Source organism: Pontibacter sp. H249 (assembly GCF_037892465.1).
Lineage (GTDB): Bacteria > Bacteroidota > Bacteroidia > Cytophagales > Hymenobacteraceae > Pontibacter.
This window is the reverse complement of sequence record NZ_JBBKTR010000013.1, coordinates 125,057-150,265: the sequence shown is the minus strand read 5'-3', so window position 1 is coordinate 150,265 and position 25,209 is coordinate 125,057. Positions and strand designations below refer to the sequence as shown.

The following is a 25,209-nucleotide window of genomic DNA, read 5'->3' as shown; positions in this document are numbered from 1 at the left end:
GCCCGCAGCCATAATGACTATAGTATGAGTTATAATGTATATACCTTGCACTATTCATATTACGTTAACTATAGGTAGCTTTATAGAGTATAGAATTATGCTAGAATTTTGTTTTAGCAGCTATCCTCTTTAACTTGTACTATGGCTTTCGTATATCCTGCTTTTCTTTTTGCCCTTGCCGCAGTTGCTATACCTATAATACTGCACTTGATTCAGTTAAGAAGGGCGAAACGAGTCATTTTTAGCAATATAAAATTCATTCAACTCTCAAAGGATATCACCTCCAGTCAAAAAACATTAAAAGAGATTCTGATACTCATTAGTCGTATTCTATTTATTATTTTTCTTGTTTTAGCCTTTGCCCAGCCATTTCTTCCTGCATCAAATCAAAACACAAGTTCTAACCCTTCTGATGTAGCCATACTTGTTGATAATTCTTTTAGTTTACAAAACTTACAGGCAGATCAAGACTACTCTGTATTGACGGGTGCAGTTGAAAGAGGAAAATCTATAACTAACCTGTTTCCTGCTTCTACTAATTTTTCTGTTATTTCTGATAGGAGATATAGCCGTGGTAAGCCTCTAAGTATGGCTGATGCCAAAGTATATTTAGATGAGTTGGATCATTCAGCAAGTAATTTCCCTTTCATATCGAGTGCCCTATATAAACCTTCACACATTTTTATACTTTCAGATTACCAAAAGCGAACTTTCAGATCTGAACTTTTGCAGCGTTATGACTCATCAACACAAGTACATGTTGTTCCAATAGCAGGAGCTAGTAACTCTAATGTTGCCATTGATTCTATTTACTTGCAGGATGAATTTATTAGATCAAATACCGATAACCTGTTACATGTGCGCATTAGGAATACTGGTTCTGTTGTTTTAGAAGACATTCCGGTAAAGCTTTTTGTACAGGACAGACAAGTAGCCGCATTAAGTGTAGATCTGGCACCTCAGCAGGTTACTGAAGCTGTGCTCAATTTTGAGATACAAGACAATTCCCCGAAACAAGCTTATGTGCAGATTGATGATTTTCCGGTTAATTTCGACAACACCTATTACTTTAGCCTTACCCCATCATCAAGTATAACAGTTACAGAAATTACCAATGATAAGGCTAGTTCTTTGCAGCGATTGTTTGGAAATGAACCTGTATTTAAGTTTGGCAGCTATGCAGCAGGTAATCCAGATTATGCTAAAATTACAGGCAGTGATGTAGTTATACTTAATAGCATTGATAATTTATCATCGGCTTTGGCTACAACTGTAGCAAATTATGTAAAAGCAGGTGGTACAGCAATAGTAGTTCCAGGGGCTGCTGCAAACAGTGGTAGTTATGCTGCTTTATTTCAAAGCCTAAATGTTTCTGGACGCATAGTAGAAAATTCAGAAACTGGAGCTAAAACCGCGCTCAGTGCTCCAGATCCTAATAATCCTTTCTTTAAAAGTATATTTTCTGGTTATGACGCACGCATGACGATGCCTTTATCGAGTAGGCAGCTAGTATGGTCTAAGTCTTCTGAAGATATACTGGAGTTTAAGGGAGGCGCGCCATACTTGTCACGTTTCGATAGGGGAAATGGTAAAGTGTATTTGATGGCTGCTCCGTTGCAAGAGGAGTTAAATACTTTAGTTAACCATGCTTTGTTTGTGCCTGTGATGTATAAACTGGCTATCTCCGGATATAAGCAGGAACAAGCTTTAGCATATACTTTGGGAGAGGGTACTATCAGAATTCCACTTAAAAACAGTACTACAAAAGAAGGTGTTTATGAACTGCAGCAGGATAGTCTGTCGTTTATTCCGGAGCAACAGGTTAGAGGGGGAAGCTTATATTTTAATATACCCGGAGAAATGAACAAAGCCGGATTTTATACTTTGAAGGTTCAGAATCAGAACATTTCTACCCTCGCTTTTAATTACAGTAAAGATGAGTCGGAGTTGGATCAGTATACTCCAGATGAGTTGCGTGCCTTGGTCGGAAATAGGGCTAATGTGCATGTATATGACTACGGCGATGCATTTTCTGTGAAGGGAGAGTTCGAAAAAAGATATTTTGGCGTGAAGCTTTGGAAATATTGTCTAATATTGTGTCTGTTTTTCCTGATGGCCGAAATAGCACTTATTAGATTCCTCTAGCATGAAAGTACTTCTCCGAGCAGCAACCATTTACAGCCCGCAATCCTCGTTTCATTTACAGCAACAGAATATCCTTATAGATAAGGGAATTATCACGTACATTGGTGCGGATGAGCCTGAAGCAGATAAAGTTGTAGCAAAAGACGGCTTATGTGTATCTGGTGGCTGGATAGATATGCATGCCTATGTAGGTGAGCCGGGGCATGAATACAAAGAAGATATCCAAAGTATAGCGGCAGCGGCAAGTAAAGGCGGGTTTACAGAGGTGTTGTGTCTGCCAAATACAAGCCCTGTTGTTCAAACCAAAGGCGCAGTTAATTACCTTAAAAGCCATTCAGCTTACCTGCCGGTAACATTGCACCCAATTGCAGCTGTAACTGTTGATACCGATGGTAAAGATCTAACAGAAATGATCGACCTGCACCAGGCAGGAGCAATTGCTTTTTCGGACGGGATTAAACCGATACAGGCAGCCGATATTATACTAAAGGCTTTGCAGTACGTGCAGCTGTTTGATGGCTTGCTTATGAATAAGCCCGAGAATACAAGGCTGACAGAGCACGGGCAAATGCACGAAGGCATTACCAGCACCCAACTGGGCATGAAAGGCATTCCATCTTTGGCTGAAGAAGTAGCTGTTACCCGCGATCTACAGTTGCTTGCCTATGCAGGTGGTAAAATGCACTTCTCTCTAGTATCTACAGCGGCCACTATTGAGGCAATACGCAAAGCTAAAGCACAGGGCTTAAACGTAACCTGCGATGTAGCTAGTTACCAAGTGAGTTTTGTAGATGTGAGCATTGCACCATTTGATACAAACTATAAAGTGGCCCCTCCCTTTAGAAGTCAGACCGATGCTGACGCCATAAAACAAGGTTTAGCAGACGGAACGATAGATGCACTTGTTTCTGCGCACCAACCGCACGATACAGAAGCTAAGAAGCTGGAGTTTGACTTAGCAGATTTTGGTATCATCAATCTAGAAACAGCCTTTGCAGTAGCCAATACAGCCTTTGCAGATGTGCTGGCTACAGAGCAGCTAGTTGATAAATTCGTATCAGGACCACGATTTATACTTGGCCATAAGGTACCGGTTATAGAAGTGGGAGAGGCAGCAAACCTTACCCTATTCCAGCCAAACCAGGTTTGGATACCAACCGAGGCAGAAACAGTATCTAAAGGCAAAAATTCACCATTCTTTGGCAAAGAACTTAAAGGCCGTGTAGTAGGTACAATTCATAAGGGGCAAGTGGTGCTTCATTAACCTTTTTTAATATATTTATACTTATATTTAGCTTCTGTTAAGAAAAGCAGCGCTTAATAAAGGCACTATGTTTAATCAAACAATTATTAGGGTTGGGGTTCGCTATGGCGTGTTGTGTGGAGTAGTATGCTTTGTGCTTATGGTAGTGCTGCACATTGCCGGGTCAAATCCTTTCGGCGATATGGGGCGTTTAACTTACCTGCCAATTCCGGTTTTCATATTTTTGGCTATACGCTATTTTAAACAGTTTCATGATGGAGAGCTGGGCTTTGGGCGTGGCTTCAGAGTTGGCTTATCGGTGTCTTTTTATACTGCGCTTACAGCTTCTATGCTGGCGTTCCTGTTTGTAAACTTTGCCGGAGCTGAGATTTTGCAAAACCACATAGCTGAAATGCAGACTTTACTCGACGAGACACGCGAAGAACAGATAAAGCTATTGGGCAAAGAGAATTTTGAGAGAGGTTATAAAACCATAACTTCTTTATCGCCAAGTATGTTGGCTGCTGATGATTTTTTAAGAAGGATTTTAGTGGGTGGGGTATTCTCGTTAGTAGCGGCAGTTTTTTTTCGTAAATAATATCTAACCATAAAAAACTAACCTTTATGATCGAAACTCAACAACAACCGTCTGTTACCTCTGTTGCCATAAAGTATGGCTTGCTTACTGCACTAGTAGGAGTAGTTTACTCTCTAATCATCATGGTTGCTGACCTTGGTGACAATCGTATTCTTAGCAGCCTGGCATACCTTATTCTTATTGGTGGTATTGTGCTAGCAATGAAGCAGTATAAAGCAGCTAATAGTGGTTACATGTCTTATGGACAAGGCCTTGGTATAGGTGCAATAGTTTCTATACTGTTTGGATTATTGTCTGGCTTGTTTACGTGGCTTTACACCGAGTTTGTAGATACAGAGTACATGGCACGTATGATGGAAAAGCAGCGTGAGCAGATGGTATTGCAGGGATTGACGGATGAGCAGATAGACGCAGGTATGCAAATGGCTGAGAACTTTCAAGGGCCGGTTACTATGATTCTTGGCGCAGGCGTTATAACTTTGATCATCGGATTTATCCTGTCGCTGATTATTTCTGCTATTATGAAAAACAGCAGACCGGAGTTTGAATAAAACATGCAATACCCTTATGATATCTCGGTAGTAGTTCCTCTTTTTAACGAGGAGGAATCATTACCTGAACTCGTGCGCTGGATCAAACGTGTGATGCATGCGCACGAGTTTTCTTATGAAATTATACTTGTTGATGATGGCAGCACCGACCACTCGTGGGACGTTGTTAATCAACTTGGTGCTGAAGACAATGCTGTAAAGGGCATCAGCTTTAATCGAAATTACGGCAAATCTGCCGCCCTGAACGAGGGCTTTAAGCGTTGCACCGGCGAAGTGGTGATAACTATGGATGCCGACCTGCAGGATAGTCCGGAGGAAATTCCGGGCCTGTACGATATGATCAAAAACCAGAAGTATGACCTGGTTAGCGGCTGGAAAAAGAAACGTTTTGATCCGCTTAGTAAAACAATCCCTACTAAATTATTTAACGCCGCCACCCGTAAACTTTCGGGTATAAAGCTGCATGACTTTAACTGTGGCCTGAAAGCATATCGCCAACTGGTTATAAAAAGTATAGAAGTGCACGGCGAAATGCACCGCTACATACCTGTTATTGCTAAATGGCATGGCTTCACTAAAATAGCCGAAAAGCCTGTACAGCACCAGGAACGCAAATACGGTACTACCAAGTTCGGTTTAGAGCGTTTTGTGTACGGTTTTTTGGATCTGCTATCTATTACTTTTGTAAGCCGCTTTAAAAAGCGCCCAATGCACTTCTTTGGTACCATGGGCACACTGATGTTTGTGGTAGGTTTGGGTATTACAGTCTGGTTGATCGCGCAAAAGCTATTTGGACTATATTCCGGGGGGCGTGTGCGTGATATTGTAGATCAGCCTTTGTTCTTCCTGGCCTTGGTGGCAGTTATACTTGGTGTGCAGCTGTTTTTGGCTGGTTTCCTGGCCGAGATGATATCCCTTGCCTCTAATAAACAGAACGAGTACCTGATACGGGATAAAGTAGGAGCCCTGAAGAAGTAATGGGCAGAAAGGTAGTAATAGTTGGACCTGCGCACCCCTTGCGTGGTGGAGGTATGGCTACCTTTAACGAACGACTTGCACTGGCCTTTCAGGAAGCTGGCGATGAGGTAGAGATTGTAACATTCAGTTTGCAGTATCCTTCGTTTCTCTTTCCGGGTAAAAGCCAGTACTCCGATGAGCCTGCTCCAAAAGGCCTGCGTATAAAAGTACTGATCAACTCCGTAAACCCACTGAGCTGGTGGAAAACCGGAAACTACATTAAAAAGCAGAAGCCTGATCTGGTTATTTTCCGCTACTGGCTGCCATTCATGGGGCCAGGTTTAGGTACTATTGCCCGCATTATCCGCAGGAACAAGTATAGCCGAGTGCTGGCCATTACAGATAATGTGGTCCCTCACGAAAAACGCCCCGGTGATATTCCCTTTACCAGGTATTTTCTCAAAGCCTGCCATGGTTTTGTGACTATGTCGCGCTCGGTGCAGCAGGACCTGGAGCAGTTTGAGCCCAACAAGCCAAGCCTATACTTGCCGCACCCGCTATACGATAACTTTGGAGCCGCAGAAACGAAAGCCGAAGCCTATACTGCCTTAGGTTTAGACCCAACCTATAACTACATTCTTTTCTTTGGCTTTATCAGGGCGTATAAAGGCTTGGATATTCTGCTTAAAGCCATGGCGGATGCACAGGTAAGATCTATCCCAAATCTGAAGCTGATCGTGGCTGGTGAGTTTTACGAGGATGCCGCACCTTATCACCAGTTAATTCAGGAACTAGACCTGCAGGACCAGCTGGTGCTCAGAACAGATTTTATTCCTAACGCTGAAGTACGCCATTACTTTTGTGCTGCCGACCTGGTGGTGCAGCCTTACAAGCATGCCACCCAAAGCGGCGTTACGCAGGTAGCCTACCACTTCGATAAGCCAATGGTGGTAACCAAAGTGGGCGGCCTGGCTGAGTTGGTACCAGATAAAGAAGTAGGGTATGTAGTAGAACCCGAACCGGCTGCCATTGCAAAAGCCATACTTCAGTTTTATACTTCTGCAGATGCTCCTGCCCTTATCCAAAATATCACAAAGTATAAAAAACGCTTTAGCTGGCAACGTTTTGTGCAGGCCACCTGGGAGCTGGCGGATAAAGTATAAACTAGCCGATCTTGCCAAAGTATAGCTGTCGCTGTGCACGCAATTTTATACTTTCTGTTACCTTTGCGGCCGAAATACCCACGCTATATAAAACTGTGATCAAACGTATAAAACACACCGACCTTAGCCCTGCGGAGGCTGAAGAACTACACCACCACATACAATCAGAATTTGGCCATGTACCCTTCGTACAGCGCCATACTTGGGCGCAACCAGACTGGAGCTTCATAAAGTATGAAAATGATAAAGTTGCCACCTTTTATAATGTGATGCTACGCGATGTAAGTATGGATGGTGCAACGCACAAAATAGCCGGTGTTAACAATGTGATCACGCCAAAAGAGTACAGAGGCAAAGGCTACGCTACGGAGCTACTGAGGGCAACGGAGCAGTTTATTTTTGACGAGTTGGGCTGCAAGTATGGATTGTTACTCTGTGCCGATGCTTTATTGCCTTTCTACAGTCGCCTTGGTTGGTACACCGTAAATTCTACACTTTACTACCAGCAACCTACAGGTAAGCAGCTATATGATTCTAATGTAATGCTGCTTTCGCCGGAGGGGCAACCAAGAATAGCACCTGAACTAATGGATTTGAACGGGTTACCCTGGTAGCTGTTTATACTTTTAGAATCAGCTGTCTGTCGGATTACCTCAGTAGTATGTCTATTGTTGTGTTGGCTATGAAAAGGATTACTTTACTTTGTCGCTTCATTTCCATTAGCTACAAAATAAATCTATGAAGAGTAACTACATACTTGTACTTGGCGCAGCAGGTAACATTGGCAGCAAAATAGCCCATGAGTTATTGGCAGCTGGCGCTACTGTGGCTCTTGCGGGCCGTAGCCGTAATCGTTTACAGCAGTTCGAAGGCAAAGCCACCATACTGGAAGGCGACTTCAGCGATGATGCCTTTCTACAACAGGCTTTTGCCGGCGCTACCAGCCTATTCCTGACTATTCCTGATGAACATTTGGCTAATCCTGCTGCCACTGCAGCACGTTTAGGCAAGCTATTGCAAGGCACACCGGTAACGCATATTGTAAACATCAGCAACAGTATTATTTACAAAGCAGGAGCACCTACAAGGCTGGTGGCCATGGAGCAGGAATTAAACAAGCTGCTTGGTGTGCACATAAAACACCTGCGTTGCGCGAACTTCTTCGAGAACCTGAACTGGGGACTGCACACACCTTATGCTCCCGATCTGAAGTTGCCTTACATTTCGTCTTACGAGGTGGCAAGTATAGCAGCCCGCCATCTGCTGCATCCAACTTTTGAAGGTAAAACAGTAGAAGTACTGCTGGGGCCGCGCGATTATACCATGGCAGAACTGGCTGCCGCAGCCGGTGTGCAGTATGAGCAGTTGCCCTATACTTCGGAGAATGAGTTCTTCTATAAACCGTTTAACGAAGGAGACTTTAAAGTGGAGGCACGAACTAAGGAGAATACCTCTGTACTCACTGAGCCACGTTTTACACTGGAATATTTCCTGGAGAATGACTTTGTTAAGCAACTGGCTTAGTATGGGCGGTAAACTGTTCTCTTTTTGATGCCGCCAAGCGTCCATTTATAAATGGGCACACTAGCTAACAGAAAGCTGGCGGCAATGCCCACAAATACCGAACTATCTAAGGGTGCTTTTATACCATAGGCATTGACCATGGCCAAAGCAAAAAGGCAGAAAAGTATACCGGTTCCAATGGCTGCCCAACGTATTTTAAGATTAGTAAGAAACATAAAAGTAAAGGCTATTTGTAAAAGCGTAACAACCGTTGCGAGTTTACTTGCTATACTTCTGGAGACAAATGGCACCAGTGTTTGCATGTGCTCTACATAATTTGACCACTCACCCCAGGCCACGTTTTTATCTCCGGGGGCACCCCAAAAACCTAAACGATCCGCCACCGCAGATAGTAACGTAAATGCAAGGGCTAACCTCATCAGCAAACTGGCATAGGGCAAATACTTGTCTTCGTTCATTTACCGTTCTGTTTTTATTTAAAAACTATACTTGCCAGGCAACCTGCCTAATTAATATTGAACGATAAACAGAAAAATAGATACGTATCCTGTCTGATATTTATGTAAACGAAGTGGCTTGAGGATGGTAGGGGAGCCCGTATGGCTATGAATGAACTTAACTGCCTCAGCTTGTGCAGGTAGATCTTGTAGTGGTGAAAAGTATAAAGTGAGCAGGCTTGCTTCTAGTTGCTTAGCCTGCCTACTTTACATTTATTAAACTGTTTAGCCACGTCAGTAAAAGGGAGAAGTCTTGTATTAGTTTGCAGATGTTTTCAGGAGCAGTTCGTTAAACTTCTCCAGCAGGGCAATGTACTTACGCTGCAGTGCTACTAACTCAGCTTCGCACTCTTTCATGTTGTTTGGTTTTGGTGCACCGGCTGGCTCACCGTCGAAAGGCAGCATCAGGTTGGTGCTTAGGGGCATCTGCGGCATGGCAGGCTCCTTTTTTACACTTTTACTCAAATGCGGGAATTCCTGTGAAAAATCGTGATGTATAACCTCGCCTAGCTTAAGTATAAAACTAAACGGGATGCTGCTCTCCTTAAATTTATTGTAAAGCGTTTTTCTGCTGACACCAAGCTTATCGGCTACCACACCAATGGCTACACCGCTTGCCTTAATAGCCTCTCGTATGATTTCTCCTCTGTGTGTAGTGTTCTTTGTTACTGTGCGCTGCGTCGTTTCCATGGCAGTTTTATCTCTATATATATTTACAAAAATATGTAATAAACAGGTATAAAATGTGCATGTGGACAAATTTTACACAGTAGCTATGGAGGGTGTTGGGTAATATCTGAGATGTAGCTGAAAGTCAGTAAAGTATACTTTTATGCGATGTTAATTATTAACACCTGATGTACGTTTTCCACAGCCATAAAATAAAGTGTAGATAAGTATGGCAACAGTTTATACTTGCCGCTTTACAGGCTGTAAACAAAAAGCCCCGGCACTACAGATGTAAGGCCGGGGCTTTTTAAAGTGTTTTTTGTTACTGCTGCAAGCTGCCGAAGCGGGTACCGAAGAAGTCGCCTTCGTTCCAGGTTGGGCGTTGCGCATCCTGGGCCACCAAGTAGCCGATTAGGAAGTTTAACTGCACATAGGTTTTACCAGCTTCAAAGTCAAATACACCATCAATGCCGTCCTGTGGTTTGTGGTAGTATTTCTCACGCCATACTTTCACAGTCTCGTCCAGGTTATTCTTACCGTCAGGAGTTTTGTTGCCATATTTGATGTGCAGGGCAGGAATACCTTGCGTTACAAAGCTGTACTGGTCGCTGCGCACAAAACGATTTTGCTCCGGCTCCGGGTCTTCTTCAATGTCCAGGTTCAGGTAGTTGGCTGCTTTGGTTACAGGCCCCATCAAACTAGAGTGCGGCGCACCCAACGGCACCACCGACAGCAGCGGCGCAATAATGGTTGGCATATCGGTGTTGATGTCGGCTACAATGTTGCCAGCTGGCACGGTTGGATATTTGGCAAAGTAGGCAGATCCTAGTAGTCCCATTTCCTCGGCAGTAACCATTACCAGCAACACAGAGCGCTTCGGGTTTTGCTTTAGGCGAGAGTATACTTTAGCAATCTCCAGTAAGCTGGCAACACCAGAGGCATTGTCATGAGCACCGTTATAGATCGAGTCGCCGTCTATGGGCCTGCCAATGCCAACGTGGTCTAAGTGTGCGCTGTGTACTACATACTCGTTTTTCAGCTTAGCATCAGAGCCTTCTATTTTGCCCACTACATTTTGGCTTTCGATGTCGGTGTAGGTAGAAGTATAGTTTGCCCTTAGGGTGTGGTTAAGGGGGGCAGAAGCTGGTTTACCGCTTCTCAGATTCTTTACTGCATCTGTTAAACTTACACCGGCACCTGAAAGCAGGTTCTCTGTCTGCTCATGGCTAACAACGGCAAATAGTTTGATCTTGTCGTTATAGGTTCTGGAGAAAGCTACGTCGCCGTTGGCGTGCATTACATTATTAATGCCGTTTCTGAAGTTAGGTACGCCCGCTCTTGGGTTATAGCTACCTAATATCACACCCACGGCACCACGGTCTGCTGCGTTCTTAAGTATGGTTTGCGTATCCATGCTATAAGATGCCACTGTGTTCGGGAAACCCTGCGGCGCACCACGCAATACCAGCACCACTTTGCCCTTCACATCCAGTCCGGCGTAGTCGTCGAAGTTAAGATCCGGAGCGCTGATGCCGAAGCCGGCAAATACAAGCGGAGCCTCTACGGTAACGTTGGCCTCTTTCGGGTTAGGGTAAATGCTGAAATCTTTTCCTGCTGTAAGGGTTGCCGTACCTTGCTTGTCGGCTAAAGTCATAGTGGCATTATCCTCTGTTTTGGCTGTTCTTAGCCTTACAGTTTGCAGGTAGGTGCCGTTTTCGCCGCCAGGTTGTACGCCTAATTTTTTATAGTTGTCGATAACGTAATCAACGGCAGTTTGGTAGCCGGGGGTGCCGGGTTTGCGACCCAGCAGCTTGTCGTCGGCCAGGTACCAGATATGCTTCTTGATATCCTCCGGCTCAACCTTCTTCATCGATTTAGCTACCTTCTTCTCTACTTTCAGGTCTTGGGCCGGTGCCTGCTGCACAGCTACCAGCAAACAAAGCCCAAGTATAAAGCGGTGTGGTTTCATGTGTTTAGTTTAGTTTATAAACCAAATATAATCATTGCAAACGAAAAACTGCTTCCTCTTCTGTCTTATGTATACTACTGTAAGCAGGAATTCAGCTGCCGCAGCACAAGGTATTATAACTCTTAGTATGCTGTATTGCGTAGGTAAAGCTTAATTACAGCAGCATGAAACAAGAGGCGATCATTGGCATAGACATTGGCACAACCAGCACCAAGGCAGTAGCCTTCAGTGCCGATGCGAAAGCCCTGTTTCAGTTTGCAGTAGAGTATCCCATTATCCACCCTGAACCTAACTTTGCTGAGCAGGACCCGCAGCTTGTTTTCGACGCTGTTGTGGAGTGTTTAAAAACAGTTGCAGCACTGGTGCGCGAAGGTGATTATACACTAAAGGGAGTTTGCTTCAGCAGCGCCATGCACAGCCTGATTGCCATGGATAAAAGCGGAGAACCATTAACAAACTGCATGATCTGGGCAGATGCCAGAAGTATGGCACAGGCAGCAAAACTCAAGAATAGCGATCTCGGCCACGACATTTACCTGCATACCGGTACACCGCTTCACCCTATGTCGCCGCTGCCTCGTATCTGCTGGCTCCGGGAAATGGCTCCAGATATTTTTGACAGAACAGCTAAGTTCATCGGCATAAAAGAGTTTGTGTTTTACAGGCTCTTCGGAAAGTATAAAGTAGATTACTCTATTGCTTCTGCCACAGGTCTGTTTAACATTTTTACCTTGCAGTGGCACCCCGATGCATTGGAAGTAGCTGGTATAAGTGCTGCACAACTACCTGAGGCCGTACCTCCAGGTTATACTTTTACCGGTATGAAGCCAGCATTTGCCAGCCAATTGGGAGTGGGCGCGGAGTTACCATTTATACTTGGAGCCAGCGACGGCTGCCTGGCAAACCTTGGTTCAGATGCCGTTTGTGAAGGAGATGCCGTTGTAACGATTGGTACAAGCGGCGCTATACGAGTAACAGCCGATGAACCTGTCACGGATCTGAAAGAACGCATTTTTAGCTATGTGCTCACACCAGAGAAGTATGTACTGGGCGGCGCTGTAAATAACGGTGGCATTGTACTGCAGTGGTTCCGGGAAAACTTTTATGCAGCTGAGGCTAAGGCTGTTTCAGAAGCAAAAGAAGACATTTACGACCTGCTAAATGCTGAGGCCGCCACTGTTGCACCTGGTTCTGAAGGGCTTCTTTTTTTGCCCTACCTGCTCGGCGAACGCTCCCCACATTGGAATGTAGCAGCCCGGGCATGTTTTATCGGCGTACACTACACCCACACCCGCGCTCATTTTTTAAGAGCTCTGATGGAAGGCATCATCTTCGGGATATACAGTGTTGGCAGGGCGCTGGAGCAAACTTTAGGACCTGTTAAAAGGATCTATGCTAACGGTGGGTTTACACACTCAGAACTGTGGGTGCAGATGCTGGCAGATGTTTTTAACGTAGAAGTATACTTAACTGATACCGCAGAAGGCTCGGCGCTAGGAGCAGCCATACTTGGTATGCACACACTAGGCATGATTGGAAAGCTGGAAGATGCCAGCGGGCTGATCAGTATTCATAAAACATTTACACCCGATCCGAAGGCGCACCAAGTATACAGGCAAAATTATACTTTGTTTGAGCAGCTTTACCCTAAGCTGGAGAGTAGCTTTAGCCAACTGGGGAATTTTGAAAGCATAGAAAAACCGGAAGCAGAATAAGCAGCTGCAGCGGATGTTTTACATATAAAGATTTATACCATGCAAATAGGACTGGTAGGACTGGGTAAGATGGGGTACAACCTGGCCTTGAACTTAAGAGATCATAAACACGACGTAGTAGCTTTTGACCTTGTACCTGCTACAACGGATGCCATTGCCAAGGAAGGCGTAACACCTGCCTATACCATACCGGAGGTAGCAGAAAAACTCACGGGTAGAAAAGTTGTCTGGATCATGGTGCCTGCCGGAGATCCTGTGGATGCTGTTATCGACCAACTGGTGCCGCAAATGCAATCTGGTGATATTATCATTGACGGTGGTAACTCCAACTACAAAGACTCTGTGAAACGTGCGGAGGTACTAAAAGCATCAGGTATTTTTTTCCTGGACTGTGGTACCAGCGGTGGCCTGGAAGGTGCCCGTAACGGAGCCTGCACCATGATAGGAGGAGAGCCGGAAGCCTTTGCGTATTGCGAGGAGATATTCAGGGATGTGTCGGTGGAGAAGGGGTATTTGCATGTGGGCAAACCTGGCAGCGGACACTTTGTAAAGATGATCCACAACGGGGTAGAGTACGGCATGATGCAGGCCATTGCAGAGGGGTTTGAGGTGCTGCACAAAAGCGAATTTAATATGGATTACAAAGAGGTGGCGCGCGTCTGGAACCACGGCTCTGTAGTGCGCAGCTGGCTAATGGAGTTGGTAGAGAAAGCCTTCGGCAAAGATCCGGAACTGACAAGTATAAAAGGCATTATGCACTCGTCGGGTGAGGGGAAATGGACCGTAGAAACTGCTCTGGATATGCAAGTTGCCACGCCTGTTATTGCCATGTCGCTGCTGATGCGTTACCGATCTTATGAAACGGATACTTTCTCGGGTAAGGTAGTAGCAGCTTTGCGCAATGAGTTTGGAGGGCACAAGGTGGAGAAGGCAGATGAGTAGTGGCGTGCGGTTTATTTGTTAATCACATAAGCTTATAAAGTAAAAGAGCTGAAGAAAGTATACTTTGCTTCAGCTCTTTATCAGGTTTATACTTTAATGTCGTCGTGCTCAGGGTGTGCTTTCAGGTATTTAACTACAGCAGGGCATTGCGCGTCTACTTTGTAATTTTTCTCCCGGGCAAAATGTATTCCTTTCTCTATCAGCTTTGCCGCTAGCCCCTGGCCTCTGTCAGACTCTGGAACATAAGTATGGGTAAAGCAGATTATGCCCTCCTGGGGCAACGTATAAGCTAGTTCTGCGTCGTCTTCTCCCAGCTTTATGGTAAACTGCTGGTCTTCTTTTTCGTGCTCTATATTCGGTTTCATTGCTAGTTCTGGTTAAGTATGTTAAAGTATAAATACGTCGGTTCAGAGACTAGGATGTATAGGAGCTCAAGATTTCAAGGCATGCTACTGGGATGGCAGGAAGAGTAGGGGCGGTTTCGCCTAGTTCAGTTCGGTAGATTAAATCTTAAGAGCGCCGCATTTGCTTTTTAATAGGCTCCAGCAGGTACTCTAGGCCATTAATTTTAATCTCGTAAATCGTGGCTAGCTGCATGCCCAGTTTGCCTTCCGGAAAGCCTTCACGGTAAAACCACTCTAAATACGATACCGGCAGGTTGCATAGTAATGTATCTTTATACTTTCCGAAGGGCATTTTCATGCGCACCAAGGAAACTAAGATATCAGCATTTGGTTGTGAGGTATCTGCCATAGTAGCGTAAAGTATAGCCTGAGTTGTTGTTAAAAAAATAGGTTAAGATTTGCAGTGTTGATGTATTCCCTCTGCTATTGAGAGCCCACCCCTGCCCCTCCCGAGAGGGGAATTTTACTCGTGCATGTAATTCCCCTCTCGGGAGGGGCAGGGGTGGGTAATTTGCCTACTGAAGAAAAACACACAACTTTAGTTAACTAAATAACCAATCAGTCCTTGTTATAAATAGAAAATATTGGCGCGTTTTACGGCTTGATCATGTGGATATGGTCGATGCCATCTTCGTCGTAAACTTCGCCGGTCTGCTTAAAGCCAAAAGACTCGTAAAAGCCTTTAGCGTAAAGCTGTGCACCAATTTGTATCGGACCTTGACCAAACAGGCGGTAACATTCCGAGATGGCAATATCTACCAGTTTTTTACCTAAACCGGTGCCACGTGTGGCAGGACTGGTAACAATGCGCCCAATCGACATCTGAGAGTAAGATAAATCAGGAGGCACCAACCTGGCACAAGCCTCCAACACGCCGTTTTGGTACAGCAGCAGGTGGTAACTTTGCTGGTCTTTGTTATCCATATCCAGGAACACGCAATTCTGCTCCACTACAAACACCTCGCTGCGTAGGCGGAGCATCTCATACATTTGCTGTGGCGTTAGCTCATTAAAGGCTTTGCATACTACTTCTAAAGGCATACTACACTTTTTAAAGCTTAAAGATAGTAAGGCCTTTGCAATTAACCGGAAGATTTTACACTAACCGATTTATACTTTACAGAGCAGTATTATCTTTTGTTAGGCTCTTAGTTACCTCTCAGTGGCATGTGCAGTTGGTAAAGATCAAAGCCTTTGGCCCAGAAATCCTTTTCTGTTTTGGCTAAGCTAAAGCCCATCTTTTCGTAGAACTTGTACACGAGCTGCGTTGTCCGGACGATGAGCAGATTTATTTGCGGGTTCTGCCTGACGTGATTGATCCGGTGCTGTGTGAGCTTTCTGCCGATGCCTTTGCCTTGATAATCCGGGTGCACCACATCCCACGAAATCCTTGACTCTCCTGATTCAGGAAAATAATTAAGTCCACCTGCTGCTATTAACTTATCGTTTTCTTCCACCACAAAATAATCCTCCAGGTGCTGCTCCAGGTATTCTACAAAATCGGCCTCCTCTTCTTCGGCAAAGTATGCAGGTATGTTTAGCTTTAGTAGCGCAATAAGCTCTTCCTTGTCCTGGTTAGTATATGCTCTGATCATTTTGCTTAGTTGCAGGTGTTTGCTGTAGCGGTATGTATGGTAGTGGCTGAGCAAATTACACTCAGTCATGATACCGTCCTGATGTTTTCCTGTATTTAAATGTTGTCCTGTTTGATAGTGAGGTAATTACTAACAAACTGGAAAGCTATAAAACCAAAAATAAACAGTACCGACAGCAAATTGAAAAGTATGCCATTTGAAAAAGTAATTGCTACAGCGCCCACTCCAATTAAACCTAGCACAGCCGAATAGATCAGCAACGAATACTTATACTTTGCTTCTGAAAACATCACGCTGAAAGGCACCATCATGGCAAAACCGAAAACTGCCAGTGCCAGATACTTATCTTCTGTTGTTGCAAAGTATAAAATAGCGCCTATTACAAATACAGCGAAACTGACTGCTACAAAATTCGAGCTTTTCTTCTCGGCTTTATCCAGGAGCAGCTGCCCATACTTATTAAAGCGGAGAAACAAGTTGCTGATAGGCGTTATAACCCAGGTAGAGAAGGCTACCAGGGCAAGCAGAACTACCAGCGGAGTAAGGTAGGGCTGCAGGGCCTCGTTGCTGTCTGCAATTGACCGGAGCACGCGCTGGCCGATGTAAAAACCTATGATTACGCCCCACTGGTATTTGGAGGTAAGGTTGCCAATAAAGAAAGCATACTTTAAAAACCAGCGGTAAACCGGATTCCTCGCCTTTAGAGCTTCCAGTAAACCAGCCTGTGCATATTCATAAGTAGGGTTACTTTGCAGTGCCTCCTGGAAATGCGTTAATGCTTTTTTATGGTCGCCTTTTTCTAACAAGCCCCAGCCGTAGTTTGCGTGTGTGTAGGGGTTGTTAGGATTCTCTCTTAAAGCTCCCTCAATTGTGGTAAAAGACTCTGCTTTTCTGTTGAGTTTGAGTAAAGCTGTACTTCTGGTGTTTAGTCCCAGTAAATTCTCTGCGTCAATTTCCAGAGCTTTATCAGCATAGGCAAGTGCCTGCTCGTACTGCTTTCTTACAAGTTTGATCTTTGCCAGCCATGCAAAATAATCTGCATCGTATGGGTCTAGGGTTATGGCCTGCTCAACGCAGCTCTCTGCTTCGTCATACTGCTCTTTAAAAACAGCAATCCTGGATTTAATATAATACAGGTGTGGAACAGCAGGAGATAAACCGATCGCATTATCGATGATTTCTCTGGCAGAAGCAGCTTTATCTTGTTGCAAGTGAGTCTCAGCCAGCAACGAGAGGTAATGTATGTTGTTTACATCTTCGGCTAAAAGATCCTGTAAAATACGCTCGGCCTCCGCATACTTTTTTTGCTCAAATAGTATGTCAACCTTAGATAGCCTGTAATCCTCTACCATGTTATTTCTTAATTTTTAGGTAAGTCAATATATCATCATAAAGCCCTGAAGCATTGGCAAACATGGCGTAGTTTTTTGCAGTTGTAAACCACTCCTGCGTGCTGGGCTTATGCTTTTTCACGGCTTCCAGCAGGTCTTTCGTATCGATAGGTTTAGGGATGCCATCCGCAAAAGACGACTCCAGTTTTAGCTCCACCGCAATATCTATCATGGCGTCTATGTCTGCACCAGAGTAGTTATCCAGTTTCCTGGAGACCTGGGCGTAATCAATATTGCCAATTGGTTTGCTGCTTAGCTTTAACCGAAGTATAGCTTCTTTGCTGGTCTCATCTGGAGGTGGCACAAAAACAATTCTGTCGAACCTGCCTGGTCGCCTGAAGGCTGGGTCCAGGTTCCAGGGAGTGTTTGTTGCTCCTAAAATAAGAACACCCTCGTTGTTGTGCTCTATGCCATCAAGTTCCTGTAAAAACTGGTTTATCAGGTGCCTCCCACTGGACTGTTTCATATCGCTGCGGCTGGCACCCAGGGCATCTATTTCATCGATAAACAGAACACAGGGAGCATTCTTTCTGGCCAGTTCGAAGATCTCGTGTAGGTTTTTCTCGCTGTTGCCAATCCACATATCTAGTATGTCGTTTAGGCTTACATTAATAAATTTGGCATTTACCTCGCCGGCTGTTGCTTTGGCAATAAAGGTCTTACCGCACCCCGGAGGGCCGTACAACAGAATACCGCCGCCTACTTTTTTACCGTAGGCTTTGTAAAGGTCGGCGTGTTGTAGTGGCTTGATGATCTTCAGCTCGATCTCTTTCTTTACAGCATCCATGCCGCCAACATCAGAGAAATTAACGGTTGGCTTTTGCAGGAAACGGCTGTCTGCCGCCTCGTCATCTTCCTCCTCTTCGTAGGTGCCCCGCAACCTCAGCTGGCTGTCAAGTTCCTCGTCCGTAAGGTTAGGGTTGCTTTCTAAAGCTCTCTGGTACATCTCCACAGCTTTGCCCATAGCGTTCTCTTTCAGAAGGGCCTTTGCATGCAGCGTTAAAATCTCCGCATCCTCTTTTCCGCTCTCAATCACCTCTTCCAGGATTACATTGCAGGCCGAGAAATTGCCCTTACGGAAGAAAGCTTTTGCTAAGCCGGTTTTAGCTTTTGTATCGTTAGTATATTTTAAAAGCGTGGTATATTCTTGCTCTGCTTCTTCAAGCCTGTTTAGCGCCAGGAGGTTCTCAGCCAGGAGCAGGCGTAACGGCACGTTGTCAGGCGAATGCTTTAGTGCCTCTTTTAAACCGTCGATCGTATTATCGTTCATGATTGGTTTTAATGTCTTTTATAAAGTTTTGGCAGCGGGTGAGTGCAGCCTAAAGTATAGCAGCCTAGTAAGCAACGTTTCATTTCTTTAGTAAGAGATAGGACTGTGGCTTTAACAGCACCTCATTTCTGGAAAGCAATGGCTGCTTTATTCCCCACCAGTTAAAAAGCAGAATAAACTCCTGAAAGTCTGTGTCTACTTTAAAATTCAGTTTTTTACCACCTTGTTGCCAATGCAGGTTGTTTTGCTGTTTGCTTATCATAACTGTTTTGCTCTTGCCTGTCTGCTTGCCATCTTTTACCTCTAAAAGTATAGCCCCAAAGTTGTTAACAGGAGCCATCTTCTCTGTAAATCCAACTGTAACAAGATTGTCTTTCAGCTGAATAAATTCGTTGGCTTTTACTCCATCAATTGAAGGTTGAATGATTTTCTTTTCATTTTTTTTACACCACTTTAAAAGGGGAAGATATACATTTTCAAAGTCACTTCCTTTGTTTTTTGCAGACAGCTCTAGCACCTTTTTAGCAAACAGGTCGGAGGCAATAAACCCTCGGTTAGAACTGGCATTCTGGTAATGCCATTGCAGTGCTATGGAGTCGGCATGCGCTGCAAAACTTTCCTTTAGAAACAGGTCGTAAACTGCCCAGGTCATGTATTCATTAAACACGTTGATATCGGTATACCCTGATTTGTTATCCCAATACCTGGTGTCGAAATATTGCTGGATCTGCTTTTTATACTTGTCTGAGATAGGGTTGATGTAGCCATGGTCCATTTCTGTAAAAATGGTGTGGTTTTCAACGATCCTGGTTCTTATGCCGTTGTTATTGATTTTGCCAAGTATAAGGTCTTTACTGATGTTGGGAAAATCAACGCTGGTTAGGCTATCAATATCTCTGTGGCAATTCTGTCCGCCAACTAATGGTGATACTGCAACTCTATAGGTCTTGCCACGATCTGTGTCCCCTTGCTTGCCGATTCTGTTATCTAAAAAGGCTTTTGTTTTATCGAAGAAGTAGTACTCTTTGTAGTTACTGACAATACTGTCATAAAAGCCGGAGTGTTTTGCATAGAAAGCTCTGTAGTTTGATTTCTCTACAAAATCGTTTATCAGCTCCAGGTTCTTGTCAAACTCCACCGGGCCGAAAGAGTTGAAGGGGTAATCCCTTTTAAGCTTATTGTCAGCATCAAATGAGAAGGCATAAGCGTCTGTTCTGAATCCCAAGAATTTTTCCCATTCAGGTCTTGAGTAATTTACACTGTCCAGTAAAGGATGGTCTTTTACAGGTTCAAAATGCTTCAGCACTTCGTTGTAATAAGGAGATACCTTCTGTACATCCCAAGGGTCTGTTCTGCCATACTTTGTAAGAGCAAGTATGATGTTAGAAAGCTCATAGCTTTCAGGTATTTCAATGATCACATTATCCTGTGCAGATGCCTTTAGTGTCAGGAGGGAGAATAGGAGTAATAAAAACTTTCTCATTAGTATGTTTTCACTTCTTTAGTAGGTAACATGGGTTTGTGCAGCCTGAAGTATAACAAGTATAACAAGTATAAAGGCTACGTTCGATTAATGGGAATTATATCACTTCAATTCATCAAGACTTTCTAAGATACCGAGCAGGTACAGGAGGTACTTATACCTTTCTATCTGTTGTTTGAGGCTGGAGGTATTTTGAGTTAGCACAAAGGTCATAAGGATGAACAACGCTGCCTGTTGCCATTCAAAGAAAAAGTCGAAGTCGCCTAGCTGGGCAATGCAAATAAGGATAAAAAGTATAACCATGGCTACGGTGATAGGGCGCATAATTTTATACCTGAGGGAAGCTGCCTTTAATTTCTTCTGGAATGTTTCTTTTGTTACAACAAGAGATTCCGTGTGATGATTGCCTTTTTCTTTGAAGAGTACCTCTTGTATTTTCTCTAGTATGTCCTGCCTCAGCAAATCAATATTTCCTGCCGAACTTGAGTTTGTTTCCATTTAAAGGTTTTGAGTTTTTAACTGTTTTTAACGGGTTAGGCTATGGTGCGTTCATGCACTACAGGTGTTGTTGGCAGTATTATTTTTTAGCTTTTCTTTAAGCTGAAGCATATATTGTTTTTTGTCTACGAGAGTGCTTAATTCCGCCTCAAAGGTTCTCACGTTGCCAAAATTCGGGAGGCTAAGCTTTGCTTTCGCTATGGAATGAGATAGAGCCAGGTTTACGTAGTTGTATATCAGGATAACCTTTTGCACAAAATCTGTTTTAACCTCTGTGAATCCTAACTTCTTGGCTGTACTCTTACTTAAAATGTAACTGGTTCCCTTAATTTTGATGGAATAAGTGCCTAAAGCCTCATACTCATTTATGAGCGCGAGAACCCCTTCTAAGTAGCTTTGGATTACAAAGGTCGTCCTCTGCTTTCCGCTAAGTTGTCTGTCAATTACATAGACATAGTCAAACAAGGTCGCTCCATGTATAGTGATGACGCCGTTTTTCTCCTTCTCTGCCAAGAATAATGGAGAATAGTAAACAAGCTTTCCTTTTTTCTTGAGGGAGGGGGTATCGAAAAAAGGGGCAATAACAGACAGCGTTATCCCGACTGATAGCATTACGAGAATGTAAATTCCGCTTAAATGCGACAGAAGCAAGATGCATAGATTAAATGCAAGTGCACAAAAGGCTATAAGCAACTGGATACGGTTCTGCTCTCCTTTAGACTTTTTGTAAAACTTGTGTGTCAAAATTTCAATTAAGTGATATTACTGCCAACGTGCTTTGCTATGAGGTGGCACAGCTACCTTATAGTTTGTGTTGGATTTAGTTTTTCTCTCTTCTTACTTAAGTCAAAAATCTGTATCATGTGCTTCGTGATAACGAGCTTTTTTGTTTAAGAACAAGTTGCATAAGGGACAGATGCTTATTGTCAATAGAAAGTATAATACTAAAACCTTTGGATAGTGATTTACATTATAAGTCCCTGCGACTGATGCTTCAGGTACTATTAATCCCATTATTACAAGCAAAACGTAAAACAGTAGAAATCTATAGAAAAAGTGCCATTCCTTCATTGGTATTAGAACATACAGAAAGCTATAAGGGATTAGGGTGAACAGTAAAAAGGACCAAGAAAAGTAGAATATCGACATGCCCCAAACAAGGTAAATGAATGTAAGAGACTCTAATTGACCAAAATTATAAATAGCATCTGTTGCAAAAGCAAATACACCAGAAAGTATTGGAAATACCAATAGAGCTACTGCAATAAGCCTGATAAGGATAAATGCCATTATTTAATCTTCATGATTAAGGTTTATGGAGAAAGCTTTTTTCTATGATACAAATTTCATCCAACTAGTATATAAACGGAGGTCTATTCGGCTTATCTGCACTATGTGTGGAATGTTATCTACCTCAACTACTAAAGCGAAAGCTTGATCCTCGCATTGCAGACCACTTTACTAATTTCAGCCTCTAATTAACAAGATAAGAAAAGTATACTTTTAATCTATATTCACGAAAGTATATTTAAAACTGGATTAAGCTAAATATGCAGCTAAAGAAAAACCCTTAAAACAGAAAAGCGCCGGCACATATAGGTACCGGCGCTTTTCTGTTAAAGTATAATGTATACTATTGCTCCTGTAGCAGCAACTGTACCTTTGTTCTAACGGCCTTGTCGTTCTGGAAGGCGCTGTTAATTTTCTCGTATTGTTCCATCGAGAGGCCCTCGTCTGTGATAGCCTTTTCTACTTTCTGCTTGTTTTCAGGCTGTAGCTTTACCACATTTTTCACAACGGTTGCAAAAGCTTCTTTCTCTTTGTCGTCTTTGGCAACTTCGTCGAGCTTTTTCTGTCTGTTGGCCTGGGCAAGCTCATTAAAACGATCTGTGGTAAGGCCGGCTTCTTCAATGGCAGTTACAACAGCGTCGCGACCTTCTTTCTGAAGCTCGACAGCGGCGGTGTTAGCCTTGATAAATTTCTGAAGCTCATCGTCTGAGAACTCTACAGCATCCAGCTGCTCCTGGGTAATGGGTTCTGTTGCATCTTGCGCAAACGCAACCTGTCCGGCGAACACAGATGCCACTACAAATGCGGCTGCAATAGTCCCTTTCTTTAGTAGTACCATTTTAGGTTTCTTTTAGGATTGGGTTAAAAGATTGATTTAAAGTTGTAGGCGCCCCGTTTTTGTCAAAACGTTGGCATATCAGACAAACATACGTTTCATATGCACAGGCTGGTTTACCCACAGCTTATTAAGTATAAGCAAAAAAATCAGGGAAATCAAAAAAACTATATATTCTGGTTCGATTTTATGTAATGGTTTATGTTTGATATCGGATTTATTAAATCTGCTGTGCCTGCTGAGCAGGCTGTAAAGTATAAGTTCGCGCCAGTTTTGTAAATGATCTTACCTGCTCATCGGCCCATGAATTGCTCTGCTCCAACTCCACGGCAAGTATGGCTGCCACTGCCGGAGCAGCATCCATAGCTGCAGCGGCATCCAGAAAAAGTAACCGAAGCCTACGGGCCAGAACATCCTCTACAGTACGAGCCATTTCGTGTCGGGCAGCCCATACTACCTCTGCTTTAGTATAAGTATAATCGGGGTGCAGGCGCGTGGCCAGTTCAGGAGTTTGCTGCTGCAGTTGCGCTATTGCCGTGGCATCGGTACCATATACTTTCAAATGTCTGCTTTCAAGAAATGTGGTGGTATGCCCATGAATGGGGGAGGTGGCTGTGGTGCAGGGGCTATAAGGCAATAGCTTTGCTTGGATAAGTTTATCTAAGGTTGTCTCGGCCATTTTACGATAGATAGTCCATTTGCCTCCGGTTACGGTTACTAGTTGGCTCTCCGAAAGTATAATTTTAAAGTTGCGCGAGATGTCTTTAGTTGCCTTGGGATTGCCTTGGTGTGCTGCGAGTGGCCGGAGACCGGCAAATACAGCAAGTACATCGTGGCGGTTTGGCTTTTTAACAAGATAGCCGGCAGCAGTAGAAAGTATAAAATCAATTTCCTGGTCTAAGGCGGTGGGTTCTAGTTCTGCTTTTTCACGTAGCGTGTCGGTGGTGCCCAGCAGCAATTTTCCCTGCCAAGGTACGGCAAACAACACACGCCCATCGGAAGTTTTAGGTATCATTAAGGCAGCATGGCCGGGCAGGAAAGTATGGTCTAGCACCAGGTGCACGCCTTGGCTGGGTTGTATCAGCGGCTTTGCTTCCGGCTCCTCCATTTTAAGTATGGCATCTGCATAAACACCAGTAGCATTTATCACTGCTTTGGCATGCAAGTTATACTTTATGCCGGTTTCCAGGTCTTGTGCAGTTACGCCGTATACTTTGGCTGCTTCGTTTTTTAAGAGGCCTGTTACCTGCACATAGTTAAGTTCACAAGCACCTGCTTCGGCTGCGGTCTGGGCAAGGTTTATAGCTAACCGGCTATCGTCGAACTGGCAGTCCAGGTAGCGTATTCCTCCTTTTAGGTTGGTCTGGTTAATATTAGGTAATGCCTGCAGCGTTTTAGTTTTACTTATAAAAGCAGATGCACCGAGGCCTCGCTTCCCTGCCAGCAGGTCGTATAGCTTTAGTCCGCAGAAGTATAAAAAAGCATCCCACCAAGTATAAACCGGCACTATAAAAACCTGCTTCTTTACCAGGTGTGCCGCATTTTGCAAAAGCAGGTCGCGTTCTTTTAGTGCCTCCAGTACCAGTTTAATATGCCCTTGAGCCAGGTAACGCACGCCGCCGTGTATCAGTTTGGTGCTACGGCTGGATGTGCCTTTCGCAAAATCGCTTTGCTCCAGCAGCAGCGTTTTGTAACCACGCTTGGCGGCATCTACGGCTATGCCTAAACCTGTGGCTCCGCCTCCTATTACCAGCACATCCCAAACAGGTGTAGCAGTAAGTTGTGCGATCATGTGCTGGCGGTTCATAGGTAGTAGTAAATTTGGCTAGTATAATAAGCTGTGTTTACGTGTTGCAGCCAATACAAGTATGAAGTTTGTAACGTGCAGAAAATAATCAGGAAAGGGCCTTAAAGTATAAAAATGCAAGAATAGTAAACAATACCATTGTGTGTTCCGTTTGTATCTAAACGAATTACAAAATCTAAATAATAATAACTATGGATACAAATGATCTAAAAAGAAAAGCGGATAGCTATAATCCAGAGAAAAAAGAAGGACCTGTAGCAGCAGCAATTGAAGAGTATACAGCCCGAATACCATCTGATATGTATTTGTGGGCAGCTTTAGGCTCAATGGCAATATCTGCTACACTTAAAGTGATGAGAAAAGATGAAGAAGCCCTTTTTGTAGGTCAGTGGGCACCGTCGTTCCTGTTACTTGGTGTTTACAACAAGCTTGTGAAGCAACTAGGTAAAGACAAAGACAGATTCTAAGAATAATTCATAAAAAAAGGAGACTTTAACGTCTCCTTTTTTTATGCCTGATGTTGTAGCTCCAGTAACTGCTGCTTTACAAGTTTGAATGCTGTATTGGCACTACATAACATAAGGCTAGCTGATTCCTGATAGGTTAATAAAACCAGAGCCCCTGCTGGTTAACTTGCAGGGGCTCTGGTTTTACTGTATCTTT

Annotated in this window: 25 protein-coding genes; 11 read left to right on the top strand and 14 right to left on the bottom strand. The window is 43.9% G+C overall.

The genetic code is table 11. The features are described 5' to 3' along the window. Nucleotides 1-141: 141 nt before the first annotated feature. From WG943_RS15880 to WG943_RS15845, 8 genes are all read left to right on the top strand, one after another. Nucleotides 142-2,145 (top strand): BatA domain-containing protein, encoded by a 2,004-nt coding sequence (locus WG943_RS15880; RefSeq protein ID WP_340410494.1) that lies wholly within the window; start codon nt 142-144, stop codon nt 2,143-2,145. Between the two features lies 1 nt (nt 2,146). Further along, a complete protein-coding gene (locus WG943_RS15875) occupies nt 2,147-3,409 on the top strand; it encodes a dihydroorotase (RefSeq protein WP_340410493.1) in 1,263 nt (420 codons plus the stop codon). A gap of 67 nt (nt 3,410-3,476) precedes the next feature. Continuing rightward, entirely contained in the window at nt 3,477-3,986 is a 510-nt protein-coding gene (locus tag WG943_RS15870) for a DUF4199 domain-containing protein (protein ID WP_340410491.1), read from the top strand. A gap of 26 nt (nt 3,987-4,012) precedes the next feature. Next, nucleotides 4,013-4,537 (top strand): DUF4199 domain-containing protein, encoded by a 525-nt coding sequence (locus WG943_RS15865; protein WP_340410490.1) that lies wholly within the window; start codon nt 4,013-4,015, stop codon nt 4,535-4,537. 3 nt (nt 4,538-4,540) lie between these two features. Then, entirely contained in the window at nt 4,541-5,515 is a 975-nt protein-coding gene (locus tag WG943_RS15860) for a glycosyltransferase family 2 protein (RefSeq protein WP_340410489.1), read from the top strand. Beyond that, nucleotides 5,515-6,657, top strand: a complete 1,143-nt coding sequence (locus tag WG943_RS15855) for a glycosyltransferase (RefSeq protein WP_340410488.1) — start codon at nt 5,515-5,517, stop codon at nt 6,655-6,657. Before WG943_RS15860 ends, WG943_RS15855 begins: the two co-directional genes overlap by 1 nt. Before the next feature lie 95 nt (nt 6,658-6,752). Next, nucleotides 6,753-7,271, top strand: coding sequence for a GNAT family N-acetyltransferase (locus WG943_RS15850; RefSeq protein ID WP_340410487.1), 519 nt, complete (start codon nt 6,753-6,755; stop codon nt 7,269-7,271). A gap of 124 nt (nt 7,272-7,395) precedes the next feature. After that, nucleotides 7,396-8,181 (top strand): SDR family NAD(P)-dependent oxidoreductase, encoded by a 786-nt coding sequence (locus tag WG943_RS15845; protein ID WP_340410486.1) that lies wholly within the window; start codon nt 7,396-7,398, stop codon nt 8,179-8,181. Here the strand turns inward: WG943_RS15845 and WG943_RS15840 are convergent. The 3 genes from WG943_RS15840 to WG943_RS15830 form a co-directional block, all read right to left on the bottom strand. Next, on the bottom strand, nt 8,178-8,639 hold the full coding sequence (locus WG943_RS15840) for a DoxX family protein (RefSeq protein WP_340410484.1): 462 nt from the start codon (nt 8,637-8,639) through the stop codon (nt 8,178-8,180). The two genes, WG943_RS15845 and WG943_RS15840, sit on opposite strands and share 4 nt — an antisense overlap. A 297-nt stretch (nt 8,640-8,936) precedes the next feature. Further along, nucleotides 8,937-9,368, bottom strand: a complete 432-nt coding sequence (locus WG943_RS15835) for a hypothetical protein (RefSeq protein WP_340410483.1) — start codon at nt 9,366-9,368, stop codon at nt 8,937-8,939. Nucleotides 9,369-9,669: 301 nt separating this feature from the next. Beyond that, nucleotides 9,670-11,316 (bottom strand): M28 family peptidase, encoded by a 1,647-nt coding sequence (locus WG943_RS15830; protein WP_340410482.1) that lies wholly within the window; start codon nt 11,314-11,316, stop codon nt 9,670-9,672. Nucleotides 11,317-11,480: 164 nt separating this feature from the next. Between WG943_RS15830 and WG943_RS15825 the strand changes: the two genes are divergently transcribed. Together WG943_RS15825 and gnd are read left to right on the top strand one after the other, a co-directional pair. Beyond that, the gene (locus tag WG943_RS15825; protein WP_340410480.1) at nt 11,481-13,031 is read left to right on the top strand and encodes a gluconokinase; all 1,551 of its coding nucleotides are present in this window, start codon (nt 11,481-11,483) and stop codon (nt 13,029-13,031) included. 39 nt (nt 13,032-13,070) lie between these two features. Further along, nucleotides 13,071-13,973: a phosphogluconate dehydrogenase (NAD(+)-dependent, decarboxylating) gene (gene gnd / locus WG943_RS15820; RefSeq protein WP_340410479.1), complete on the top strand. Its 903-nt coding sequence runs from the start codon at nt 13,071-13,073 to the stop codon at nt 13,971-13,973. Nucleotides 13,974-14,059: 86 nt separating this feature from the next. On the opposite strand, the gene WG943_RS15815 is transcribed toward gnd, so the two are convergent. The 11 genes from WG943_RS15815 to WG943_RS15765 form a co-directional block, all read right to left on the bottom strand. Further along, the gene (locus tag WG943_RS15815; RefSeq protein ID WP_340410477.1) at nt 14,060-14,338 is read right to left on the bottom strand and encodes a GNAT family N-acetyltransferase; all 279 of its coding nucleotides are present in this window, start codon (nt 14,336-14,338) and stop codon (nt 14,060-14,062) included. A gap of 145 nt (nt 14,339-14,483) precedes the next feature. Further along, entirely contained in the window at nt 14,484-14,726 is a 243-nt protein-coding gene (locus tag WG943_RS15810; RefSeq protein WP_340410476.1) for a DUF3820 family protein, read from the bottom strand. A 245-nt stretch (nt 14,727-14,971) separates the two neighbouring features. Further along, nucleotides 14,972-15,418 carry a GNAT family N-acetyltransferase gene (locus WG943_RS15805; protein WP_340410474.1) on the bottom strand — a complete coding sequence of 149 codons (447 nt, stop codon included), beginning with the start codon at nt 15,416-15,418 and terminating at the stop codon, nt 14,972-14,974. A 107-nt stretch (nt 15,419-15,525) separates the two neighbouring features. Continuing rightward, nucleotides 15,526-15,972: a GNAT family N-acetyltransferase gene (locus WG943_RS15800; RefSeq protein ID WP_340410472.1), complete on the bottom strand. Its 447-nt coding sequence runs from the start codon at nt 15,970-15,972 to the stop codon at nt 15,526-15,528. 95 nt (nt 15,973-16,067) lie between these two features. After that, nucleotides 16,068-17,324 carry a tetratricopeptide repeat protein gene (locus tag WG943_RS15795; RefSeq protein WP_340410470.1) on the bottom strand — a complete coding sequence of 419 codons (1,257 nt, stop codon included), beginning with the start codon at nt 17,322-17,324 and terminating at the stop codon, nt 16,068-16,070. A 1-nt stretch (nt 17,325) separates the two neighbouring features. Continuing rightward, nucleotides 17,326-18,633: an AAA family ATPase gene (locus WG943_RS15790; RefSeq protein ID WP_340410469.1), complete on the bottom strand. Its 1,308-nt coding sequence runs from the start codon at nt 18,631-18,633 to the stop codon at nt 17,326-17,328. A gap of 79 nt (nt 18,634-18,712) precedes the next feature. Further along, complete coding sequence (locus WG943_RS15785; protein WP_340410467.1) at nt 18,713-20,116, bottom strand: DUF4932 domain-containing protein; 1,404 nt, start codon at nt 20,114-20,116, stop codon at nt 18,713-18,715. A 102-nt stretch (nt 20,117-20,218) separates the two neighbouring features. Continuing rightward, nucleotides 20,219-20,614: a hypothetical protein gene (locus WG943_RS15780; RefSeq protein ID WP_340410465.1), complete on the bottom strand. Its 396-nt coding sequence runs from the start codon at nt 20,612-20,614 to the stop codon at nt 20,219-20,221. 51 nt (nt 20,615-20,665) lie between these two features. Then, nucleotides 20,666-21,226, bottom strand: coding sequence for a hypothetical protein (locus WG943_RS15775; protein WP_340410463.1), 561 nt, complete (start codon nt 21,224-21,226; stop codon nt 20,666-20,668). A gap of 1,021 nt (nt 21,227-22,247) precedes the next feature. Next, on the bottom strand, nt 22,248-22,742 hold the full coding sequence (locus tag WG943_RS15770) for a DUF4168 domain-containing protein (RefSeq protein WP_340410461.1): 495 nt from the start codon (nt 22,740-22,742) through the stop codon (nt 22,248-22,250). A gap of 217 nt (nt 22,743-22,959) precedes the next feature. Continuing rightward, nucleotides 22,960-24,546 (bottom strand): glycerol-3-phosphate dehydrogenase/oxidase, encoded by a 1,587-nt coding sequence (locus WG943_RS15765; protein ID WP_340410459.1) that lies wholly within the window; start codon nt 24,544-24,546, stop codon nt 22,960-22,962. 191 nt (nt 24,547-24,737) lie between these two features. Here WG943_RS15765 and WG943_RS15760 point away from each other — a divergent pair, with 191 nt between their 5' ends. Next, the gene (locus tag WG943_RS15760) at nt 24,738-25,013 is read left to right on the top strand and encodes a hypothetical protein (RefSeq protein ID WP_340410457.1); all 276 of its coding nucleotides are present in this window, start codon (nt 24,738-24,740) and stop codon (nt 25,011-25,013) included. Nucleotides 25,014-25,209: the final 196 nt, after the last annotated feature.

What these genes read in the sequence shown, in the direction of transcription:
- WG943_RS15800 (WP_340410472.1), bottom strand. Translation starts at nt 15,972, where the DNA reads ATGATCAGAGCATATACTAACCAGGACAAGGAAGAGCTTATTGCGCTA.
- gnd (WP_340410479.1), top strand. Translation starts at nt 13,071, where the DNA reads ATGCAAATAGGACTGGTAGGACTGGGTAAGATGGGGTACAACCTGGCC.
- WG943_RS15760 (WP_340410457.1), top strand. Translation starts at nt 24,738, where the DNA reads ATGGATACAAATGATCTAAAAAGAAAAGCGGATAGCTATAATCCAGAG.
- WG943_RS15880 (WP_340410494.1), top strand. Translation starts at nt 142, where the DNA reads ATGGCTTTCGTATATCCTGCTTTTCTTTTTGCCCTTGCCGCAGTTGCT.
- WG943_RS15775 (WP_340410463.1), bottom strand. Translation starts at nt 21,226, where the DNA reads ATGCTATCAGTCGGGATAACGCTGTCTGTTATTGCCCCTTTTTTCGAT.
- WG943_RS15785 (WP_340410467.1), bottom strand. Translation starts at nt 20,116, where the DNA reads ATGAGAAAGTTTTTATTACTCCTATTCTCCCTCCTGACACTAAAGGCA.
- WG943_RS15845 (WP_340410486.1), top strand. Translation starts at nt 7,396, where the DNA reads ATGAAGAGTAACTACATACTTGTACTTGGCGCAGCAGGTAACATTGGC.
- WG943_RS15810 (WP_340410476.1), bottom strand. Translation starts at nt 14,726, where the DNA reads ATGGCAGATACCTCACAACCAAATGCTGATATCTTAGTTTCCTTGGTG.
- WG943_RS15835 (WP_340410483.1), bottom strand. Translation starts at nt 9,368, where the DNA reads ATGGAAACGACGCAGCGCACAGTAACAAAGAACACTACACACAGAGGA.
- WG943_RS15875 (WP_340410493.1), top strand. Translation starts at nt 2,147, where the DNA reads ATGAAAGTACTTCTCCGAGCAGCAACCATTTACAGCCCGCAATCCTCG.
- WG943_RS15770 (WP_340410461.1), bottom strand. Translation starts at nt 22,742, where the DNA reads ATGGTACTACTAAAGAAAGGGACTATTGCAGCCGCATTTGTAGTGGCA.
- WG943_RS15870 (WP_340410491.1), top strand. Translation starts at nt 3,477, where the DNA reads ATGTTTAATCAAACAATTATTAGGGTTGGGGTTCGCTATGGCGTGTTG.
- WG943_RS15815 (WP_340410477.1), bottom strand. Translation starts at nt 14,338, where the DNA reads ATGAAACCGAATATAGAGCACGAAAAAGAAGACCAGCAGTTTACCATA.
- WG943_RS15795 (WP_340410470.1), bottom strand. Translation starts at nt 17,324, where the DNA reads ATGGTAGAGGATTACAGGCTATCTAAGGTTGACATACTATTTGAGCAA.
- WG943_RS15840 (WP_340410484.1), bottom strand. Translation starts at nt 8,639, where the DNA reads ATGAACGAAGACAAGTATTTGCCCTATGCCAGTTTGCTGATGAGGTTA.
- WG943_RS15825 (WP_340410480.1), top strand. Translation starts at nt 11,481, where the DNA reads ATGAAACAAGAGGCGATCATTGGCATAGACATTGGCACAACCAGCACC.
- WG943_RS15830 (WP_340410482.1), bottom strand. Translation starts at nt 11,316, where the DNA reads ATGAAACCACACCGCTTTATACTTGGGCTTTGTTTGCTGGTAGCTGTG.
- WG943_RS15855 (WP_340410488.1), top strand. Translation starts at nt 5,515, where the DNA reads ATGGGCAGAAAGGTAGTAATAGTTGGACCTGCGCACCCCTTGCGTGGT.
- WG943_RS15805 (WP_340410474.1), bottom strand. Translation starts at nt 15,418, where the DNA reads ATGCCTTTAGAAGTAGTATGCAAAGCCTTTAATGAGCTAACGCCACAG.
- WG943_RS15765 (WP_340410459.1), bottom strand. Translation starts at nt 24,546, where the DNA reads ATGAACCGCCAGCACATGATCGCACAACTTACTGCTACACCTGTTTGG.
- WG943_RS15865 (WP_340410490.1), top strand. Translation starts at nt 4,013, where the DNA reads ATGATCGAAACTCAACAACAACCGTCTGTTACCTCTGTTGCCATAAAG.
- WG943_RS15790 (WP_340410469.1), bottom strand. Translation starts at nt 18,633, where the DNA reads ATGAACGATAATACGATCGACGGTTTAAAAGAGGCACTAAAGCATTCG.
- WG943_RS15780 (WP_340410465.1), bottom strand. Translation starts at nt 20,614, where the DNA reads ATGGAAACAAACTCAAGTTCGGCAGGAAATATTGATTTGCTGAGGCAG.
- WG943_RS15860 (WP_340410489.1), top strand. Translation starts at nt 4,541, where the DNA reads ATGCAATACCCTTATGATATCTCGGTAGTAGTTCCTCTTTTTAACGAG.